The following is a 20,219-nucleotide window of genomic DNA, read 5'->3' on the forward strand; positions in this document are numbered from 1 at the left end:
ACTACATTCTCCTATTACTTAGTACAAAGCATATCCACAACCTTACGAAGAGTATCAACAGCTCCCACATTGCCTGGGAAAATCACATAGGCCATATTCGGGAATTTACTCTCAGTGCCGGTTTTCCATACAGGAATACCAGGAGCCACCTGCCCCATAACGAGAGCATGCTTTACAGATAATCCCTTGGTGCCCACATCACTGGAGGTAATGCCACCCTTCGCAATAAGGAAGCTTGGCTGAATGGAAATACGATTTACGATACTGGTGATAGCCTCGGAAATCTTTACTGATACCCGCAGAGATTCTTCCTCAGAGCCTGCATCAAACCGTTTACGTCCTGTATAAACCACAACTGTCTGCCCATTTTGGATATCATTCTCCACTTCTTCAACAATTCTTTTCAGTTCAGCTTCCAGCTTTTCAGGCTCCAAAACCAGCATGTGATTAAATTCAATACATTTTACGTATGGACTCTTTTTAAGCTCTTCAAACTGCTTGGTAGTTTTCTGGACGTGGGAACCGATAATGATAAGTCCCCCATTATTATTGCCAGGGGCAACAAGCTCATCACGGGTCAGGAGAGGTTTGTCCGAAACACCGCCAATAATCTTTGTAAAGGCCGCTGCTGTACGGAACATGAAGCTCTTACCCTTATTCATGGCCTTTATTAAAGCAATTGCAAAGACCTTCACATCTACATAATCAACAGCATTAACAATTACTTTATTGAAGTCTTTAACAGCCAGAAGCTGATCTGAAATTTTATCTATATTGAAATCCCTAAGGTCATCAAGGGAAATGCAAGTAACACATTCCTTCTTAAACTGACCCTTGGTTTTTTCCTCAATATACTCAGCCATATTGGACTTGGTATAACTGAAGGTCTTATCCTTGGCAAACTCCGTTTCCCCAGCAGGAGTCAGATATTCATCTTCCTGCACATAATGGACATTTTCAATGGTAAAACGCCCCCCCTCTTTGAAGAATGGCATTAATACTTCACCATCAATAAGCTGACTCCCCTCAGCTTCTACCACCTTGCGCAAGGTTTCTGTCTCCAATGGATAATGTCCCCGAAGTGTGGAATCGCTGCGGCTTATAATCATAAAGCCCTGATTACGCTTCTTTGCCTCTGCTGCTATACGCTGTGCCATAATAGTATGCTGTTCCTTGGTATATTCAGCAGAAAATGCCCGGGAATTGGTCAGGATAAAAAACATTGAATTGGCTTCTTCAAAGCCAGCTGCAATGCTTTCCTCTGTCCAATCAGTATATACTGAAATATCGTGAACAGTTTGAACACCGGTTGGGTCATCATCCAAAACTACGATTTTCTTATCAAAATCTTTTAATGCCACCTGTAAAGCAGCATCAACTTTAGCCTCATCCACTTGTTTAATTTTTGCAAAAAGCTCACTTTTTAAAACCTTTGCCATAACTGACCCTCCCAACTTACTCAGCAGTTTTTACCTCAACACCGGCAATATGCTCATAGAACTGAACAATGCCGCTGTGGTCATCCATAATATGACCAGTTGCCTTCAGACTAAGCATAATCTGCTGCAGTTCACTGGTAAGAACGAGAGGAACCTCCAAGCTCTTTGCAGTATCCATAACGTTGGTAATATCCTTTAAGTTTATGGCCAATGTCCCACCTGGCTTAAAATTACGACTATACATCATAGGTGCCTTGGCATCCAGTACCACGCTGCCAGCCAAGCCTCCACGAATGGCTTCATAAACCTTTTTAGGATCTGCACCTGCCTTCTGGGCCAGAACCAAAGCCTCTGAAACGGCTGCAATATTCAAATTAACAATAACCTGATTTGCCAGCTTGGTAACAGACCCGCTGCCATTAGGGCCTACAACAGTAACAGATGTACCCATGGCATCGAACACGTCTTTCATCTTTTCCACGACACTTTCTTTGCCGCCAATCATAAATGCCAAAGTTGCATTGATGGCACCAGGCTCACCGCCGCTTACTGGCGAATCAAGGAAATCACAGCCCTTTTCCTGTGCCCACTGGGCAAACTGTTTGGACTCAACAGGGGTTACAGAACTCATATCAGCAATTATTGTTCCTTCTTTTACACCTGCTAAAATTCCATTCTCACCCTGCAAAAGAGAAGCAACTATTTTGCCGTTAGGAACCATTGTAATAACTACATCCTGTCCCTGAGCTGTTTCCTTAGGAGAGCTGCCCTTCTTTGCACCCTCCTTTGCCAGAGTCTCCACAGCCTCGGCATTGATATCATATACAGTTGTTTCGATACCTGCCTTAAGAAGATTACGAACCATAGGCTTACCCATGATTCCGAGACCAATAAAACCTACCTTTGACATAAAAACTTCCTCCCTTAAAAAAATCTCTCTTATTTTACCCTTATTTTAGTATGTGATGTGTAGCATACTACTTAATGTTAAAACAATGTAGCATGTAGCATACTACTCTTGCCTATAAAAAAGGGATATGCTTTACCCCTTTTTTCTAACAAAATCACATTGTATAGCGTTATACATGCTTGCTTAGTAATTCCCGAGTTTTATCCATATGCTCATGCAGTGCCTGTACTGCTCCATCGCCGTCACCGGACTTAAGTGCCTTCAAAATGCTTTCATGTTCATGAAAGGCCATCTCATGACGATTTTGGAAAGCCAGTGAACTGATGGTAATTCTTTCCACCTGGGCCTGCATCATATGAAACATACGGATAAAATAAATATTCCCCGTATAATTTATACTGGCTTCATGAAATACCACATCTGCCTGCATATACTCATAATGGTTATCCTGCCCCCGCAGCTTTTTCATGGTATTTTCCAGACAATCATCCATTATAGCAATGGCGTCCTGTCCTTTTTTTGTATTTAAGCCATCCGCAAGACAGCGAAGCGTACAGCCCTCTATTGTTTCCCGAGCCTGGATAATTTCATTGACAAGCTCCACTGAAACCGGCTTTATGCCAAAGCCACGATTCAGATACACCTCTATAAAATCTTCATTTCTAAGCTGCTGAACCGCCTCACGAACCGGAGTCCTGGAAACATTCAGCTGGTCTGCTATCATCTGCTCTGAGTATATTTCACCCTCATGAAGAGTGCCATCTACAATAGCATGACGCAAATAATCATATACCTGATCTTTATAGGATACCTTTTTTATCATGTTATGATACCCTCCCTTGTTGTATGTAGTATACTACACACAACACACATTTTGCAATCACTTTTTATTATTTTTTCATTTTTTATATTTTTGTGTGAATATTTCGCATTATACACCAAGCATATTATTCTTTGTATGCCTGACGAAGTATAGATATTTCATGGGCGTAGCCTGCATTATCGTTTGGAGTTTCCAATATAAATGGCAAGTGTCTCAGCTGAGGATGATTTATTATCCTTACAAATGCCTCAAATCCAATAGTGCCCTTGCCTATCCTTTCATGGCGATCCTTATTGGACCCAAATGGTGTCATGCTGTCATTAAGATGAATTGCCCTCAGACGGTCAATGCCAATAACCTCGTCAAACTCCTTTAGCACGCCATCAAGATTATTGACTATATCATAACCAGCACTGTATACATGACAAGTATCAAGGCATACTCCAAGCTGATCCTTTAAAGCAACCTTGTCAATAATGGCCTTAAGCTCCTGAAAGCTGCGACCTACTTCAGTACCCTTACCTGACATGGTTTCCAACAACACAGTTGTACTTTGTTCCTTTTTCAACACATTATTGAGCAGCTCACTAATAAGTTCAACAGCCACCTCTGCCCCCTGCTGGACATGACTTCCCGGGTGAAAATTATAGAGATTACCAGGTGTATATTCCATGCGCACCAAATCATCAGCCATAACATTGTGGGCAAATTCTCGAAGCTCCGACTTTGCAGCAGATGGATTCAATGTATATGGCGCGTGGGCTACTAAAGTACCAATATTATGATCCTTCTTGTATTCCAAAAACTTTTTTACATCAGATTCATCAATCTCTTTAGCTTTACCACCCCGCGGATTTCTGGTAAAAAAAGCAAATACATTACCGTTTATGCCGGTAATTTCCTTACCCATGGCCAAATAGCCCTTTGAGGAAGACACATGATTTCCAATATTAAGCATTTCCATATACCCTTCCCTTAAAAAATTTACCGCTAATCTGACCAAATAAAAATCAAATTAGCGGTAGAATAATCATATATTTGACCCGTTAAATAGCCACATCGTCTGTTTCTTCCACCTCATCAGACGATCTGGCGGCACACTCAGGCTGCTCCTCAAAAATAAAGTTAGGAGCCAACTCAAAGCCATTAAAACGGGACGCACTGACACTGGTATAGGAACCCATTTCAGTTACCAATACCCTGTCTCCTACAGACAGCTTGGGTGCCATAAAGTCACGATAAAGCACATCTATACCATCACAGCTTGGGCCACCAAAGGTAGATGCCTTAAGGGGTCCCTTACCAAAGCAATGCAAAGGATATGTCCAGTGGTCGTACATTATACCAGAGAAGCATCCATAAATCCCCTCATCAAGAATATACCAAGGGTTGCCCCCTCGATTCTTTGTGCCAATTACAGATGTTACCAGATTTACTGCTGTACCACACATAAATCTTCCTGGCTCCATCCACACCTTTGTATCTGGAAAAAGGCGATCAAGCTGGTGGTTGATGGACGCCATCATTGCTGCCAAATCCACGGCCAGTCCATCAGCATCAGGAATCGGGAAGCCACCGCCGATATCCAAATCGGTTAAATGCATACCACGGGCCTCAGCCTCATCGAAAAGATTACGAACCAAGAGCAGAGCCTCTTCATAAGCCGCTGTTGAAAGGGACTGACTGCCTACATGAAAGCAAATCCCCCTGGCATGAAGACCAGCCTTTTCTGCCTGCTCCAAAAGCTCCAGCGCCTCATCCATCGGCGCCCCAAACTTGGTATTCAGATCCACCAACGCCTTATTGTTGCGAACCTGTATACGAACCAGCACATCAGCACCCGGAACAGCATCAGCCATCTTTGTAATCTCGGATTCATCATCGAAGGTAAAGCGATTCACTCCATTATCCACAGATGCCTGCAATCCCTTAGCATCCTTAACAGGGTTGGCGTAAATCATGCGGGAACCATCAATCCCCAGCTCTGCCAGTGCTTCAATTTCACCAGCGGAGGCCACATCAAAATGGGAGCCCATTTCTGCCAGCATCTGCAAAACCTCTGGCGTAGGATTTGCCTTTATAGCGTAATATACACTAGCCCGAGGCAAATGAGTCCGCAGGAAGCGGTAGTTCTCTGCCACTTTATCCAGTGATGTTACCAGAAACGGGGTCTGAATCCGTTCTGCCATTGCGTTCATTTCCTTTTCGGTAAGTCTGAAACTTTTCATATCACATTAACACGACCTTTTCTATAAATATTAAGTATACCTAATATAATGAAATATACTTTCAGAGTGTATTTTATTACATTCAACAGTATTCTACAATAGAAAAATTCATATTATTGTATTTTTTTACATACATTGACAATAAAAAAAGGGACCGTTACCCGATCCCAATTAAAACAATGTATTAATTTACAAAGATTTGGATATAAATGCCAGCAAAGGCAAAGCAATAATTGTTCGCTCCAGAAAAATTACAAAAAGGCGTTTGATATCAAGTCCCACATTGGACTTTACAATAATACTTCCCACCTCGGTGAGATATATAATCTGCACCAAAGACAGGCCTGCTACCAAAAAGCGGGTCTGCACAGGAAAATCCGGGCTGGTAATAAGGGCTGGAATAAACATATCAATAAATCCAACCAAAGTTGCTGGTGCAATATCAAAAGCTCCCTCGATACCAAGGAAACTCATATACGCTCCCATAGGATAAGAAATCCACTGCATAATAGAGGTCTCATTAACAAGCAGAGATCCCAAGGTACCCCAAGCAATAACAATTGGAATAAGGTCCATAATAATACCAATAGTCATTTTGCCGGCAGCATCCAGCGCATTCATAAAACCAAACTTTTTGGCACGTTTCATGGCCGCTAACCATGCCCACCCAAGCAAAGATGAGGCCTCAGGCACTTCCTCATTGATATTTTTCTCACCGCAATATTCATCCGGAATATTGGACAATGGTGGAATACGGACACCTATCATGGCCAGCAGCAGACCAATAGCAGTAACAGAACCATAAAGCAACAAAAAATGATTGGTTACATTCAACGTCTCGGCAATTACCATACAAAAAGGAATGGATACCAACGAGAAATTTGTCATAATTGAAGCAGCTTCACGCTTGCTATAATAGCCATTTTGGTGCTGATTACCCGTAATCAATACAGCCGTATTGGAGGAAGCAAGCCAAGAAGCAATAAGATCCACAGAGGCACGGCCCGGAACCTTAAACAATGGGAGAATCAGCGGCCTCAACAATATACCCATAAATTCCATGATACCACAGTCGGTAAGAAAAGGAAGTACAAAGCTCAGGGTTACAGCAATTGCAATCAATGTCTGCGCCAAAGAAACCATGCTGCCCCCAACGTCCTCACTGCGAACTGCCTCAGGCCCAACCTCAAACACAACGCATATAGTTACTGCCAAGGCAATAAGACGGGTCAACATATATGGCTTTGAAACAAACATCAGTGGAAAAATCCAGCTGAATCTGCCAGATTTCTGAATCTTCCAAAAGCAGCCCACCAAAGCACTTATAGCAGAGAATACCACCACTACCGTGAGGAGCCAAGGAACATTTTCCTGAATGGCCTTATCCAGTGCCTCCGTCAGCACGCTGAGAGCTGTATTATATGTCCCCCCTGTGGTATCCCAAGGATATAAAAACATAAAGCAGCCAAATAATGAACACCCTAAAAATTTAAAAATATCCGAAATATTGTAACCCTTTTCTGAAGTTTCCTGCTGTGCTACATCCTGCTTTTCTACCATAGCCTGCATAAATATCCCTTTCGTGTATAAATTAATTGTTCCAATTTTTCTATATTCATGAAATTCACATAAAATTAATTTTTATCCAAAAAATATGGGTTAATAGTGAATTTTAATTCAGAACACCAACGCATAATATAATACATTATTATGGAATTTTATGCAATGGATAATTAGCAAAAAAATCCGCCAGAGGAAGACATTCCCCTGACGGTATCTACAGCTTTTCTTATTCTATTAGCAAATTATTTTCCTGTCCTGCCACGTTTGGTCATTGGAATCCCCTTTTGGCAGAGTGGGCAGTTATCAGGTTCATAGGTCTGAACATCCATGTGCAAAAGGGCAGTGCTTGGCACATCACCAAAGGTTGCCCTACCACCGCTGCGGTCTACCAGCATACTTACAGCCACCGGAATGCCACCATGCTCCTTAACCACATCAATAACCTCACGAATGGAACCGCCGGTGGTAACAATATCCTCAACGATGAGAACACGCTCACCCTCATGGAGGGTAAAGCCACGACGGAAGGTCATCTTGCCGTTTTCACGCTCGGTGAAAATAGCACGGGTACCCAAAGCCTTGCCGGTTTCATGGGCCAGCAGAATGCCGCCGGTTACAGGACCCACCACGGTCTCAATATTGGCGTCAACGAACTTGGCTGCCATGGCCTGGCACAGCTTTTCGGTGTATTCAGGCTTCTGAAGCACATTGAATTTCTCCACATAGCGTGGGCTGTGAAGGCCGGAGGTAAGAAGAAAATGACCTTCCATAATTGCACCGGTTTCCAGAAGCATATCCTCTACTTCTTTTTCAGTAAGAGCTTTTAATTCTGCCATTAGTTTACCCTCTCCATTTCTTTAATAATTGCTTCCGCAGCTTCCCTCGGATTCTCTACAGCACGGATAGGACGGCCCACCACCAGATGGGTAGCGCCATTTTTCAGTGCTGCCTCAGGAGTTGCAATTCGGCTTTGGTCGTCAATGCTGGCTCCCGCTGGGCGCACCCCAGGAGTGATTATGAGAAAATCCGGGCCACAGACCTCACGAATGGCTGCTGCCTCCTGAGGGGAAGCCACCACCCCATCAAGTCCAGCCTCTTGGGTGAGCTTGGCCAGACGAACCACCTGCTCACGAATTTCCCGCTGCATACCCAGGCCCTGCCAATCCTCCTGATTTATGCTGGTAAGGATAGTTACCGCAATCAGCTTTGGACATGGAATCCCCATCTCCTCAGCCTTTTTATGAACTTTATCTGCCGCTGTCTTCATCATGGTAAAGCCACCAGAGGCGTGAACATTCATAATATCCGCCCCCTGTACCATGAGAGAGCAAAGTCCCTCAGCCACAGTGTTTGGAATATCGTGGAGCTTCAGGTCCAAAAAGATATTCTTGCCCTTTTCTTTTAGGTAAGAAATAACCTTGGCTCCCTCGCTGTAGAAAAGCTCCATGCCTACCTTGTAGTAGCTGACGCTGTCCCCCAAGGTATCTACCAGCTTCTCCACATCCTCAAATTTATGAAAATCAAGGGCTACAATCAAACGATTATCTGCCATTTTTCCTCCTTAAGCTAAATCGTAGCCGCCGCCTACATAATCCTGAATAGCCAGGCTATAAACCAAGCGGCGCTCCCGCATGAACTCCAGTACATTCAGCACCTCCCAGGCGGTATCCAGAGAAGTGAGACACGGGATAGCATGCTCCACCGTAGCACGACGAATCTTGAAGCCGTCGTGTACTACGCTCTTGCCCTGATTCTGGGTCATAGTATTGATTACCATGTGGATACGGCCCTTCTTGATCTGCTGGATAATGTCAACACTGCGTTCATGCATCTTGCCCACTACCTCAACATCAATGCCCATGGACTTAATGGCCTTGGCACTGCCGGCAGTAGCCACCAGCTTAAAGCCCAGCTCGGAGAAGGCCTTGGCCAGCTGCTTCATTTCGTCCTTGTCCTTGTTAGCCACAGTGAACAGGATTGTTCCATTTACAGGAATATTCATGCCCGCACCAGTCATAGCCTTATACAGAGCACGGTTATAGTGGTAGTCGATACCCATAACCTCGCCAGTGGACTTCATCTCCGGCCCAAGGGATATATCCACATCGGCCATCTTATTGAAGGAGAATACTGGGGCCTTTACTGCCACATAATGCTTAGGGCTTACCAGACCTGGCTTGAAGCCAAGCTCCTTAATTGTGGAGCCCATAGCAATCTGGGTGGCAATATCCACCATCTGAACATCTGTTACCTTGCTGAGGAATGGTACTGTACGGGAGGAACGTGGATTTACTTCAATTACGAAGACCTCATCATTGGCCACAACATACTGAATGTTCATAAGGCCCTTTACATGGAGGCCCACTGCCAGGCGCTTGGTATAATCCACAATGGTATATTTTACCTTCTGTGGCAGAGTCTGTGGTGGGTACACAGCAATAGAATCACCGGAATGAACACCGGCCCGCTCAATATGCTCCATTATGCCTGGGATGATTACATCCACACCATCGGAAATAGCATCCACTTCCACCTCGGTGCCCTGCATATAGCGATCCACCAGAACAGGATGCTCCGGTGTTACCTTTACTGCACGTCCCATATAGTCAATAAGCTCTTCCTCGTTATAAACGATCTCCATGGCACGGCCACCCAATACATAAGAAGGACGAACCATTACAGGATAGCCGATTTCAGCCGCACCCTTTATGGCATCCTCCAAATTGGTTACGCTGATGCCCTGTGGTCTAGGAATACCGGTCTGAGTAAGCACCTCGTCAAAGCGCTCTCTGTCCTCTGCCCTATCAATATCATTTACAGAAGTACCGAAGATTTTCACCCCAGCCTTGCTGAGATCCTCTGCCAAATTAATAGCCGTCTGTCCACCAAACTGTACGATAACACCCTCTGGCTTTTCCTTGTCAATGATGTTAAGAACATCCTCAGAGGTCAGTGGCTCAAAGTAAAGTCTGTCGGAAATATCGAAGTCAGTGGATACGGTCTCAGGGTTATTGTTGACAATAATTGCCTCTATGCCCATCTGACGGAGAGCCCATACCGAATGTACTGAGCAATAGTCAAACTCTACGCCCTGACCGATTCGTATAGGTCCGGAGCCCAGTACCAAAACCTTGCGACGCTTGCTGGAGGTATCCACCTCATCCTCCTGGGCATGGAAGGTGGAATAATAGTAAGGGGTTGCAGCCTCAAACTCAGCAGCACAGGTATCTACCATCTTGTAGCATGGCAGAATGTTCATGGTCTTTCTCAGTGTACGGATTTCATCAGCTGTCTTTCCCGCCAGTTCTGCAATGGAGCGGTCAGCCAGTCCAACGTCCTTGGCAGCCAGCATAAGACTAGGAGTAATCTGCTCATTCTGAATTCTAAGCTCCAAATCGGTAATCTTCTTGATTTTCCGCAGGAACCATTTATCTATTTTAGTAATGCTATGAATCCCATCCACATCAACAATGCCACGGCGCATGGCCTCAGCTATTACAAAGAGGCGCTCATCATTGCACTTGGACAAGGCCTTAATAACCTTTTCATCATCCCAGGCATCCATATCCTCCATGTGAAGACGGTGTACACCGATTTCCAGGGAACGGACTGCCTTTAAGATAGCTCCCTCAAAGTTTCTGTCAATGGACATAACCTCTCCAGTAGCCTTCATCTGGGTTCCCAGAGTCTTGTCTGCATATACGAACTTATCAAAAGGCCAGCGTGGGAATTTAACCACGCAATAGTCCAGAGCCGGCTCAAAACAGGCCTTGGTCTTCTGGGTTACAGCGTTTGTAATCTCGTCAAGACTGTAGCCGATGGCAATCTTGGCAGATACCTTGGCAATAGGATAACCGGTTGCTTTGGAGGCCAATGCTGAAGAACGGCTTACACGAGGATTTACTTCAATTACATAATACTGATTGGAATTAGGATCCAGAGCATACTGGGCATTACAACCGCCCTCAATACCCAGCTCACGGATAATGCGAATGCTGGCACTTCTCAGCATCTGATACTCATGGTCTGTAAGTGTCTGGGAAGGTGCCACAACAATGGAGTCACCGGTATGAACACCTACAGGGTCGAAATTCTCCATATTACAGATGGTAATACAGTTGTCGTTGCCGTCACGCATTACCTCGTACTCAATTTCCTTCCAGCCGGCCACACTACGCTCAATGAGGACCTGACCAATCATGGAATACTTAAGTCCCTTTATGACGATGTCCACCAGCTCTTCCTCATTGTCAGCAATACCGCCGCCAGTGCCACCCATAGTATAGGCAGGACGAACGATAAGAGGATAGCCGATTTCATTGGCAAACTGTACGGCGGACTCCACGTCCTCAACAATGGTGGACTCAGGGATAGGCTCACCCAGCTTGTTCATGGTTTCCTTAAACAGCTCTCTGTCCTCTGCCTGCTCAATGGCCTTTAAGGAAGTGCCCAAAAGCTCCACGTTGTACTTTTCCAAAATGCCCTGTTCAGAAAGCTGTACAGCAAGATTCAGACCCGCCTGGCCGCCCAATGTAGCCAAAAGTCCATCCGGCTTTTCCTTGCTGATAATATGCTCCATAAACTCTACAGTTAATGGCTCAATATATACGCGGTCCGCCATGTGCTTATCTGTCATAATGGTGGCTGGATTGCTGTTTACCAATACAACCTCCAAGCCTTCCTCTTTAAGGGCTCGACAAGCCTGGGAGCCTGCGTAGTCAAACTCAGCCGCCTGTCCGATAATAATCGGGCCGGAACCAATAACGATAACCTTCTTCAAATTTTCCTTCTTTGGCACTGATTATTCCCCCTTTGTCTCGCCGGTTAAAAGTGTCCAGAACTGATCGAACAGATACATATTGTCGTCAGGACCCGGGGAAGCCTCAGGGTGATACTGGACGGAGAACAATGGCAGAGATGTATGACGCATACCCTCCACAGTGCCATCATTAACGTTAATGTGAGTAACCTCCAACGGAAGCTCCTTCAAAGATGCTTCCTCTACAGCATAGCCATGATTCTGGGAAGAAATATGAACCCGGCCGTTAAGGAGATTCTTTACTGGCTGGTTAGAGCCACGGTGACCAAACTTCAATTTATAGGTGTTTGCCCCAAGAGCCAGAGAAATCAGCTGATGTCCCAAGCAAATACCAAACATTGGCTTCTTGCCAATGAGCTTCTTCACTTCCTCAATAATCTCCGGAACATCCTTAGGATCTCCAGGACCATTGGAGAGGAAAATTCCATCAGGATTCATGGCCATAATCTCATCAGCCTTGGTATCAGCAGGCACTACTGTGAGCTTGCAGCCAAGATTGTGGAGGGAATTCAATATATTCTGCTTGATGCCAAAATCCATTACCACCACATGAGGGCCATCATTATCCATTACATAGGTTTCGGGAGTAGTAACCTCTGCCACCACATCCAGCTTGATTGGCACACCCATGAGCTTATCTATTTCCTCTTGGCTGGCATCCTCGGATACGATAATGCCCTTCATGCAGCCCTGGGAACGGATGGTTCTTGTAACTGCACGGGTATCAACATTATAAAGGCAAGGAATCTTCTGGTCATTCAAAAACTTTGCCAGCTCATTTTCCTTCTGCCAGTTGCTGCCCTCATCACAAAGCTCACCGATAATGAATCCGTTGACAAAGGATTTTCTGGACTGCATAAATTTATCTGCCACACCGTAATTGCCAATTAGGGGGAATGTCAGGGTAACAATCTGACTGCAATAGGATGGGTCAGTAAGTATCTCCTGATAACCGGTCATACCAGTATTAAACACCACCTCGCCGGTGGCTTTGTATTCATTTAACAGATCTCCAGTGAAGACGCTGCCATCCTCGAGAATAAGTTTTCCTTTCAAGATTACACCTCCAAAACTACGCCATCGTCCATTACCAGCTTGCCGTCCACCAGGGTCTTAACAGCCTTGCCCTTGAACTTACGGCCAATAAACGGAGAATGGGAGCCCCTGGTATAGAATTTCTTTTCATCAACGGTCCATTCCAATTCAGGGTCAATTACAGTTATATCAGCAGGCATACCTACAGAGAGGCTTCCGGCATTTAAATCGAAAATCTTAGCTGGCTCAGCAGTGAGCTTGGAAATCATGGTAACCAAATCCAGCTTGCCAGTAGCCACCAAATCAGTCATAAGACAGCCAAGGGAGGTTTCCAGTCCAGGGAAGCCGCTTGGTGCATAAATATACTCTCTGTCCTTTTCTTCCTGAGCATGTGGGGAATGATCTGTTACGATGCAGTCAATAGTGCCATCCTTAATGCCCTCAAGCACTGCCTCCACGTCCTTCTGCTGACGCAGTGGCGGATTAACCTTGGTGGAGCTGTCAAATAGATTTACCATATCATCAGTCATAGTCAAATGCTGTGGAGTAGCCTCAGCAGTAACCTTAACCCCGCGCTTCTTAGCCTGACGCACCAAATCTACCGCATTGGCAGAGCTTATATGTGCCACATGAACTCTGGCCCCTGCATATTCAGCCAGAGCAATATCACGATACACTGCAATATCCTCAGCCACGGTAGGACGACCCTTCATGCCAAGCATGGCACTTCTGTGACTTTCATTCATTACGCCTTCCTCGATGAGGCTTGGCTCCTCCTCGTGGTTGATGATTACCTTATCAAAGGACTTCAGATAATCATAGCAGTTAAGCATTACCTTGGCAGACTTGGTGAAATGACCATCATCGGAGAAAGCCACAGCACCAGCTTGGGTCATATCCCCCATCTCTGCCATTTCCTCGCCCTTCTGGCCTTTAGTAACTGCACCAATAATCTCTATATGAACCACAGCTGCATCCTCAGCTCTTTTCTGTAAAGAACGCACCATAGCCGCGGTGTCCACTACAGGGTTAGTATTTGGCATGGTTGCTACTGTGGTATATCCACCTGCTGCCGCAGCTCTGGACCCGGACTCAAAATCCTCCTTGGCTTCCTGGCCAGGCTCACGGAGATGAACGTGCATATCAATAAACCCAGGGCACACAATCTTGCCCTCAGCATCAATAACTTCATCAGCGGCACCCTTAATATTTCCTGCCACCTTGGCGATTTTGCCATCCTCGATTAATACATCAGCAACCTTATCAAATGAATTGGCAGGATCAATTACTCTGCCACCCTTAATCAATGTTTTCATGCCTTGTTACCTCCAATCAACGCGTGGGTCAGAATAGCCATACGAACTGCTACACCGTTCTGAACCTGCTCCTGAATAGCGGAGTGGTCACCATAAGCTACGAATGGAGAAATTTCCAGGCCCTTGTTCATTGGTCCTGGATGCAGTACAAGCACATCATCCTTGGCCAGAGCCAAACGCTTATCATTAAGACCGTAGATACGGGCATATTCTCTTGGAGATGGGAAAAGGCCAGCCTTCTGGCGCTCCAGCTGAATGCGGAGGACATTGATTACATCCGCATCCTTGATTGCCTCCTCCACATTATCGTGAATCACAATACCCTCTTCCTCAAAGAGGAATCTTGGCATAAGTGTTCTAGGTCCAGCCAAATGAACCTCAACCCCCATTTTCCGCATCCCCTGAATGTCCGAACGGGCAACGCGACTGTGGGTAATATCGCCTAAAATAACGTACTTCAGGCCCTCAAGATATCCCTTGTGCTCCTGCACAGTAAAGAGGTTCAACAAGCCCTGGGAAGGGTGAGCGTGAGCACCATCACCAGCATTTATGATTACCGGGCTTGCCACCTTGGAAGCGTATTCAGCAGCGCCCTCGGCCTTGTGACGCATAACGATGGCATCTACTCCCATAGCTTCCACGGTATAAAGGGTATCACGAAGGCTCTCCCCCTTTACGATACTGGAGGTACCGGCGGTAATATTTACCACATCAGCTCCCAAATACTTTCCAGCCAGTTCAAAGGATGAACGGGTACGGGTACTTGGCTCATAGAACAGAGTCACAATGGACTTGCCACGCAGAGCCGGCACCTTTTTGATGTCACGATGAATAATATTTTTCATCTCCTTGGCACTTTCCAGAATCACCTGGATTTCCTCCTTGGAAAAATCTGCCAGAGCCAGCACATCTTTCCCCCGAAGGTTTACTTTAGAATTATCCAAGACAATCACTCCTTTATACTTTTGACCCGACCAGCTGTGAAATGTACGTTATGATAACTTTTCCCATAAAAAAAGCTTTCTCATGCCGAGGCACAAGAAAGCTATAAATGCTTTTAGATACAGTTATCCCAGTAATTTTGATAGCGCACTATCTTACCAGCTTCCTTTATCAGCCTCACAGGACTAATTTCAAAGGTCATTATTCAACTGTAAACACTATAACACATAGCCGATACGAAAGCAAGGAACTTCCACTACTTCCGTAAAAATTAGTTTCAATACCATAAATCATGCTATCTGTTTTACCACATAATCAAATCGCTTCTCCATCTTTCCCTTGTTGGATATAGCCGATAAATCTATATTCCACATCTCAGTAATTTGATGAATGTACATTACTTTAAAATAATAACAATATCATTTTTACAATAATGGAATTATTGATAGTGTCGTCTGAAATGCGACTTTTTAAAAAATTATTTCAGCTGTTCATCGAGCGCATCGGCCACCTTTTGAACCTTCATGCCAATAACGACCTGCACACTGTTTTCCCCCAGCATTATGACACCCTTGGCACCGGCTTCCTTTAGCCGCTTTTCATCAACAACGCTGTCATCCTTCAGCTCAAGCCGCAGCCTTGTGGCACAGTTATCTAATATAAGAATGTTATCTTTCCCTCCAAGAGCAGCAAGAAGTGAAGCAATATCTACGCCTTCCACCACATCGGCCCTGTCACCTGCTGTCTCCAAGGCATCAGCCATATCATTGGAATCCTCTGCCTCATTTCCCGGCGTAGGAAGGTTGAATTTGCGTATCAACACCCGGAAAACAACATAGAATATCACAAATGCCGCCAAGCCCAATGGTACAATCTGCCAAGTATCCTGCGCCGCCGGCAAAGAGGATGAGAACATCAAGTCCGTAGCACCGGCTGAAAAGGAGAAGCCGGCCCTAAATCCAGCCAGTGCCGTTACGTAGCTGAAAAGTCCGTACAGCAGGGCGTAAACCACATACAGCATTGGTGCCACAAACATAAAGGCAAATTCAAAGGGCTCGGTAATACCACATACAAAGGAGCATAATGCTGCTGAGCCCAAAATACCCACCACATATTTCCTCTTTTTCCGGTCCGCACAGTGAATAATCGCCAGTGCTGCCCCCGGAATACCAAACATCATGCATGGGAAGAAGCCGGACATATAGATACCCAACGACCATGGAACATCTGCATCAGTGTGACCGGCCCAAAAATGTGTAAGGTCACCAAGGCCAATAGTATCAAACCAAAAAACATTGTTAAGGGCATGATGAAGCCCCAGCGGTATAAGGAGACGATTCAGAAAGGCGTAGATACCTGCACCAACAGCTCCCATACCAGCAATACCCTGTCCCAGACTTACCAAAGCACCAAACAGCACCGGCCATACAAAAAACAGCACTGCCGCCACCAAAATTGAGCTCAGGCCAGATATGATAACTGTACTTCTTTTTCTGCTGAAAAAGGCCAGCCATTCCGGCAAATCCGTATTTTTGAAACGGTTATAGCTCTGGGCACCTATTATACCCGCCAATATACCGATAAAAGGATTTTCAATCTTCTGAAACGCCAACAGAGATGCTGGCTGGTCGGCAATGGCAGGTGCTAGCAGCTTCACAAAATCGGCCTGCAAAAGGGTGGTAATAATCAACCAGGAAACCAGCGCCGTGAGGCCTGCGGTGCCATTCTGGTCATCCGCCATGCCCACGCCGACACCCACGGCAAACAACAGGGCAATGTGATCAATCAAGGCTCCCCCTGCCTTCACCAGAAATATTCCGATAGTAGGCACCAGGCCAGTTATTTCCCCACCCTGCATGGAGGCCGGACACAGCAGATACCCCAGCCCCATAAGAATACCGCATAAGGGCAGACACGCCACAGGAAGCATCAGCGACTTCCCTATTTTTTGAAGAAATTTCATTTAAGATAACCCCTTTCTTTTTCGCGGTCTTTATTATTAGTCCCGACCTAAGGAATTCTACATTGAATGCTATAGTCCTTCTGCTCCAACTAAAAAAGACGCACCTTCAAAAAAAGATGCGTCTAATCTTAACTTCAGTATTAAATTTCCATAATAATTGGCAAAATCATTGGACGGCGGCGGGTACGCTCGAAAATATAGCGCCCCAGTGCGTCACGCATGGCGGATTTCAGACCGGACCATTCGGTAATGCCTTCATCCTCACAGCGGGCCAGAGCTTCCTCCACTCGGGTGCGAACATCCTCCATGAGCTCTTCGGATTCACGAACATAAACAAAGCCACGGCTGACAATATCAGGACCAGCAACTACAACGCCCTGTTCCTTGTCCATGGTAACCACGATGATAATGATACCATCCTGGGACAGCTGACGGCGGTCACGAAGAACGATATTGCCAACATCACCTACACCAAGACCGTCAACCAAGATACGGCCAGAGGTAACCTTGCCGGCTACTACGCCCTTGTTCTTGGTAAATTCCAAAATCTGGCCATTTTCACCGATGAAGATATTTTCCTTCTTCATCCCCAGCTCCTGGGCCAGTTTGGCATGCTTAACCAAGTGACGGTACTCACCATGAACCGGGATAAAGAACTTCGGACGCACCAGATTGTGCATAAGCTTAAGCTCCTCCTGACTGGCATGACCTGATACATGGATGCCATTTTCACGGCCATATACCACATGAGCCCCCAGCTTCAGAAGATTATCTATGGTTCTGGAAACCAGCTTTTCATTTCCTGGAATAGGAGTAGCAGAAATAATAATGGTATCCCCTGGAACGATACCCACCTTGCGGTGATCGGACTGGGACATACGAGTCAGTGCAGACATAGGCTCCCCCTGACTGCCTGTGGTAATAACCACAACCTGATTAGCCGGATAATTATTGATTTCGTCAATATCGATAATTGTTCCTTCAGGAGCGGTAATATAACCCAGCTCTCGGGAAATATTCACAACATTTACCATGCTGCGCCCCAAAACAGCCACCTTGCGTTTATAGGTTACAGCCGTGTTAATAATCTGCTGTATTCTGTGAACATTGGATGAGAAGGTAGCTACTATAATGCGGGAATTTGCATTATGAAAGGCCTTTTCAAAGGAAGCACCAACAGTGCTTTCACTAGGAGTATGCCCAAGGCGTTCAGCATTGGTACTGTCCGCCATCAAAACCAGTACACCCTTGTTGCCCAAATCGGAAAAACGTCTGAAATCCGTCATTTTTCCGTCAATTGGAGTGTAGTCCAGCTTAAAATCACCAGTATGAACGATGGTACCCATAGGGGTTGTAATAGCCAGACCCACGGCATCAGGAATACTGTGGTTCACGCGAATAAAATTCACGTTAAAGGAGCCAGCCTTGATACTGTCACCCTGCTTTACGGGACGTAACATATCATTGCCTACTCCATTTTCCTTCAAACGTCCTTCCAGGATACCCAGGGTAAGTCTTGTACCGTACACTGGCGCGTCTATCTCCTTCAGCACATAAGGCAGTGCCCCGATATGGTCCTCATGACCATGGGTCAACACAATTGCCTTAACGTGCTCCCGGTTCTCCACCAGAAAAGTAAAATCAGGAATAACCAGATCTATACCCAGCATTTCCTCATCTGGAAACATCAGACCGGCATCAATAAGCAGTATCTCTTCGCCGTACCGCACAACTGTCATATTTTTGCCGATTTCACCTAATCCGCCCAAAGGAATAATCTGTAATTTTTTCTCTTTTGGCAAAAATCACACCTCCATATTTAATTATATAAACACATTTATGATTAAATCCGAACCGTATTAACCGTCTCACAAATCTAATAAGATTATTTATCCGAACAGCTCATTACACTCCATTATAGGATATTTATATCATTTTTGTAAAGTCATAAATTTAAAAGGCGACTGCCGAAACAGTCACCTTTAATCGTTATTTATACTGCACGAGTATTTTTTCAAGATATTCCTTATAGTCATTGACCACCTGAGGAGGACTAATTACCTTGATATCATCACCAAACTTGGCAAGCCAGCTAAAAAAGCCCTTGGTCACATACAGCTTTGCTGTCAAATCGAAATGTTCCCTATCCCGTACCTTGGTATCAACATCTACACCAAATCGGTCCACCATAATGGTAATCATATTATTTTTGCAACGAAGCACCACCGTACGCTCATTTTTCTCGTCAGCCATCATGCTAAAGGTACGCTGGGAATACTTGGAAAGCAGATCCCGCTCCGGCTTTCTCACAGCCTGTTCCTTGGAAACCACCAGTGAGGAACCATCGATACGATCTATACGGAAGGTCTTGGTGGTTTTGGTGCTGTACTCATTGCCCACCAGATAGTAATGGTCCTCATTCCACACCAGAAAATATGGACTTATATCGTAAACCTTGCCATCGTGACGTGGCTGAAGCTCCTTATTTATATTATACTCATTGTACTTAAAATTTACTCGCCGCTTCTTGCCGATGGCTTTGGTGAGCTTGTCAATAATCAGATTAACATTCTTGCTATATGGCTTAATGCTTATATTTACATCCCTGTTCCAAAGCAGCTCATCCGCCTGATATTTACTGCACAGATGCTGCAGCTTTTCAATAAGGGCATTGCTGGCCTTGGTAGAAATAATTTTGGAAGCAGAAATGGCATCCACCATCATTTTGAGCTCGGACAACTCAAAATTTCTCTCCCCCATATAAAAAGAATTGTTGGAGGATTTTATTATTACCACATCATAGCCAAAGGCAATTAGAAGGTCCACATCATCCTTTACAGTTTTGCGGTTAACCTCCAGCCCCAGTTCCTTCATTCTGGCAATAATTTCATTTGTGGAAATAGGGTGATTCTCGTCAGTTTCTTCATTAAGCATTTTCAGAAGCTGCAGCATACGGGCCTTTTTATTGCCCTTTATTCCCTTTTGCAAGGCGTCAGCATCAATGTTGCCGTCATTTATATAATCGTATGCCACGAAAATCCCTCCCATTCAAGATAGTAAACTCCGTGCAAAATGATATTTTGCACTACGCCCTTACACGAAATCTAAAGCTCATCTGCATCCTTTGGATTTGATTCACTAAGATTTCATAGCAAAAAAACGCCCACACTTCAATTTATTA

At 45.1% G+C, this 20,219-nt stretch carries 15 protein-coding genes; all 15 read right to left on the minus strand.

Translation table 11 applies throughout. The features are described from left to right. Positions 1 to 14 precede the first annotated feature (14 nt). Positions 15 to 1,439 carry a four-carbon acid sugar kinase family protein gene (locus ACKI5G_RS12185; RefSeq protein ID WP_407400729.1) on the minus strand — a complete coding sequence of 475 codons (1,425 nt, stop codon included), beginning with the start codon at positions 1,437 to 1,439 and terminating at the stop codon, positions 15 to 17. 16 nt (positions 1,440 to 1,455) lie between these two features. Continuing rightward, entirely contained in the window at positions 1,456 to 2,373 is a 918-nt protein-coding gene (gene garR / locus ACKI5G_RS12190) for a 2-hydroxy-3-oxopropionate reductase (RefSeq protein ID WP_407400792.1), read from the minus strand. Positions 2,374 to 2,518: 145 nt separating this feature from the next. After that, positions 2,519 to 3,172 carry a GntR family transcriptional regulator gene (locus ACKI5G_RS12195; RefSeq protein ID WP_407400731.1) on the minus strand — a complete coding sequence of 218 codons (654 nt, stop codon included), beginning with the start codon at positions 3,170 to 3,172 and terminating at the stop codon, positions 2,519 to 2,521. Between the two features lie 124 nt (positions 3,173 to 3,296). Continuing rightward, a complete protein-coding gene (locus ACKI5G_RS12200) occupies positions 3,297 to 4,130 on the minus strand; it encodes a deoxyribonuclease IV (RefSeq protein ID WP_407400794.1) in 834 nt (277 codons plus the stop codon). Positions 4,131 to 4,218: 88 nt separating this feature from the next. Beyond that, the gene (locus ACKI5G_RS12205; protein WP_407400733.1) at positions 4,219 to 5,400 is read right to left on the minus strand and encodes a type III PLP-dependent enzyme; all 1,182 of its coding nucleotides are present in this window, start codon (positions 5,398 to 5,400) and stop codon (positions 4,219 to 4,221) included. 189 nt (positions 5,401 to 5,589) lie between these two features. Beyond that, entirely contained in the window at positions 5,590 to 6,969 is a 1,380-nt protein-coding gene (locus ACKI5G_RS12210; protein WP_407400735.1) for a YjiH family protein, read from the minus strand. A 236-nt stretch (positions 6,970 to 7,205) separates the two neighbouring features. Next, positions 7,206 to 7,799, minus strand: coding sequence for an orotate phosphoribosyltransferase (gene pyrE / locus ACKI5G_RS12215; RefSeq protein WP_407400737.1), 594 nt, complete (start codon positions 7,797 to 7,799; stop codon positions 7,206 to 7,208). Next, positions 7,799 to 8,515: an orotidine-5'-phosphate decarboxylase gene (gene pyrF / locus ACKI5G_RS12220; protein WP_407400739.1), complete on the minus strand. Its 717-nt coding sequence runs from the start codon at positions 8,513 to 8,515 to the stop codon at positions 7,799 to 7,801. Before pyrF ends, pyrE begins: the two co-directional genes overlap by 1 nt. 9 nt (positions 8,516 to 8,524) lie before the next feature. Continuing rightward, positions 8,525 to 11,761, minus strand: coding sequence for a carbamoyl-phosphate synthase large subunit (gene carB, locus ACKI5G_RS12225; protein ID WP_407400741.1), 3,237 nt, complete (start codon positions 11,759 to 11,761; stop codon positions 8,525 to 8,527). Positions 11,762 to 11,764: 3 nt separating this feature from the next. Continuing rightward, the gene (gene carA, locus ACKI5G_RS12230) at positions 11,765 to 12,838 is read right to left on the minus strand and encodes a glutamine-hydrolyzing carbamoyl-phosphate synthase small subunit (RefSeq protein WP_407400743.1); all 1,074 of its coding nucleotides are present in this window, start codon (positions 12,836 to 12,838) and stop codon (positions 11,765 to 11,767) included. Positions 12,839 to 12,840: 2 nt separating this feature from the next. After that, positions 12,841 to 14,133, minus strand: a complete 1,293-nt coding sequence (locus tag ACKI5G_RS12235; RefSeq protein ID WP_407400745.1) for a dihydroorotase — start codon at positions 14,131 to 14,133, stop codon at positions 12,841 to 12,843. Next, positions 14,130 to 15,077, minus strand: coding sequence for an aspartate carbamoyltransferase catalytic subunit (locus ACKI5G_RS12240; RefSeq protein WP_407400747.1), 948 nt, complete (start codon positions 15,075 to 15,077; stop codon positions 14,130 to 14,132). The genes ACKI5G_RS12235 and ACKI5G_RS12240 overlap by 4 nt, the downstream gene beginning before the upstream one ends. Before the next feature lie 476 nt (positions 15,078 to 15,553). Further along, positions 15,554 to 17,038 (minus strand): PTS transporter subunit EIIC, encoded by a 1,485-nt coding sequence (locus tag ACKI5G_RS12245; RefSeq protein ID WP_407400749.1) that lies wholly within the window; start codon positions 17,036 to 17,038, stop codon positions 15,554 to 15,556. 140 nt (positions 17,039 to 17,178) lie between these two features. Further along, positions 17,179 to 18,777, minus strand: a complete 1,599-nt coding sequence (locus ACKI5G_RS12250; RefSeq protein ID WP_407400796.1) for a ribonuclease J — start codon at positions 18,775 to 18,777, stop codon at positions 17,179 to 17,181. A 250-nt stretch (positions 18,778 to 19,027) separates the two neighbouring features. Beyond that, entirely contained in the window at positions 19,028 to 20,071 is a 1,044-nt protein-coding gene (locus ACKI5G_RS12255; protein WP_407400751.1) for a helix-turn-helix transcriptional regulator, read from the minus strand. Between the last annotated feature and the right edge of the window lie 148 nt (positions 20,072 to 20,219).

The sequence above is a fragment of the Anaerovibrio sp. genome, assembly GCF_045637405.1.
In the GTDB taxonomy this organism is placed as follows: Bacteria; Bacillota; Negativicutes; order Selenomonadales; family Selenomonadaceae; genus Anaerovibrio.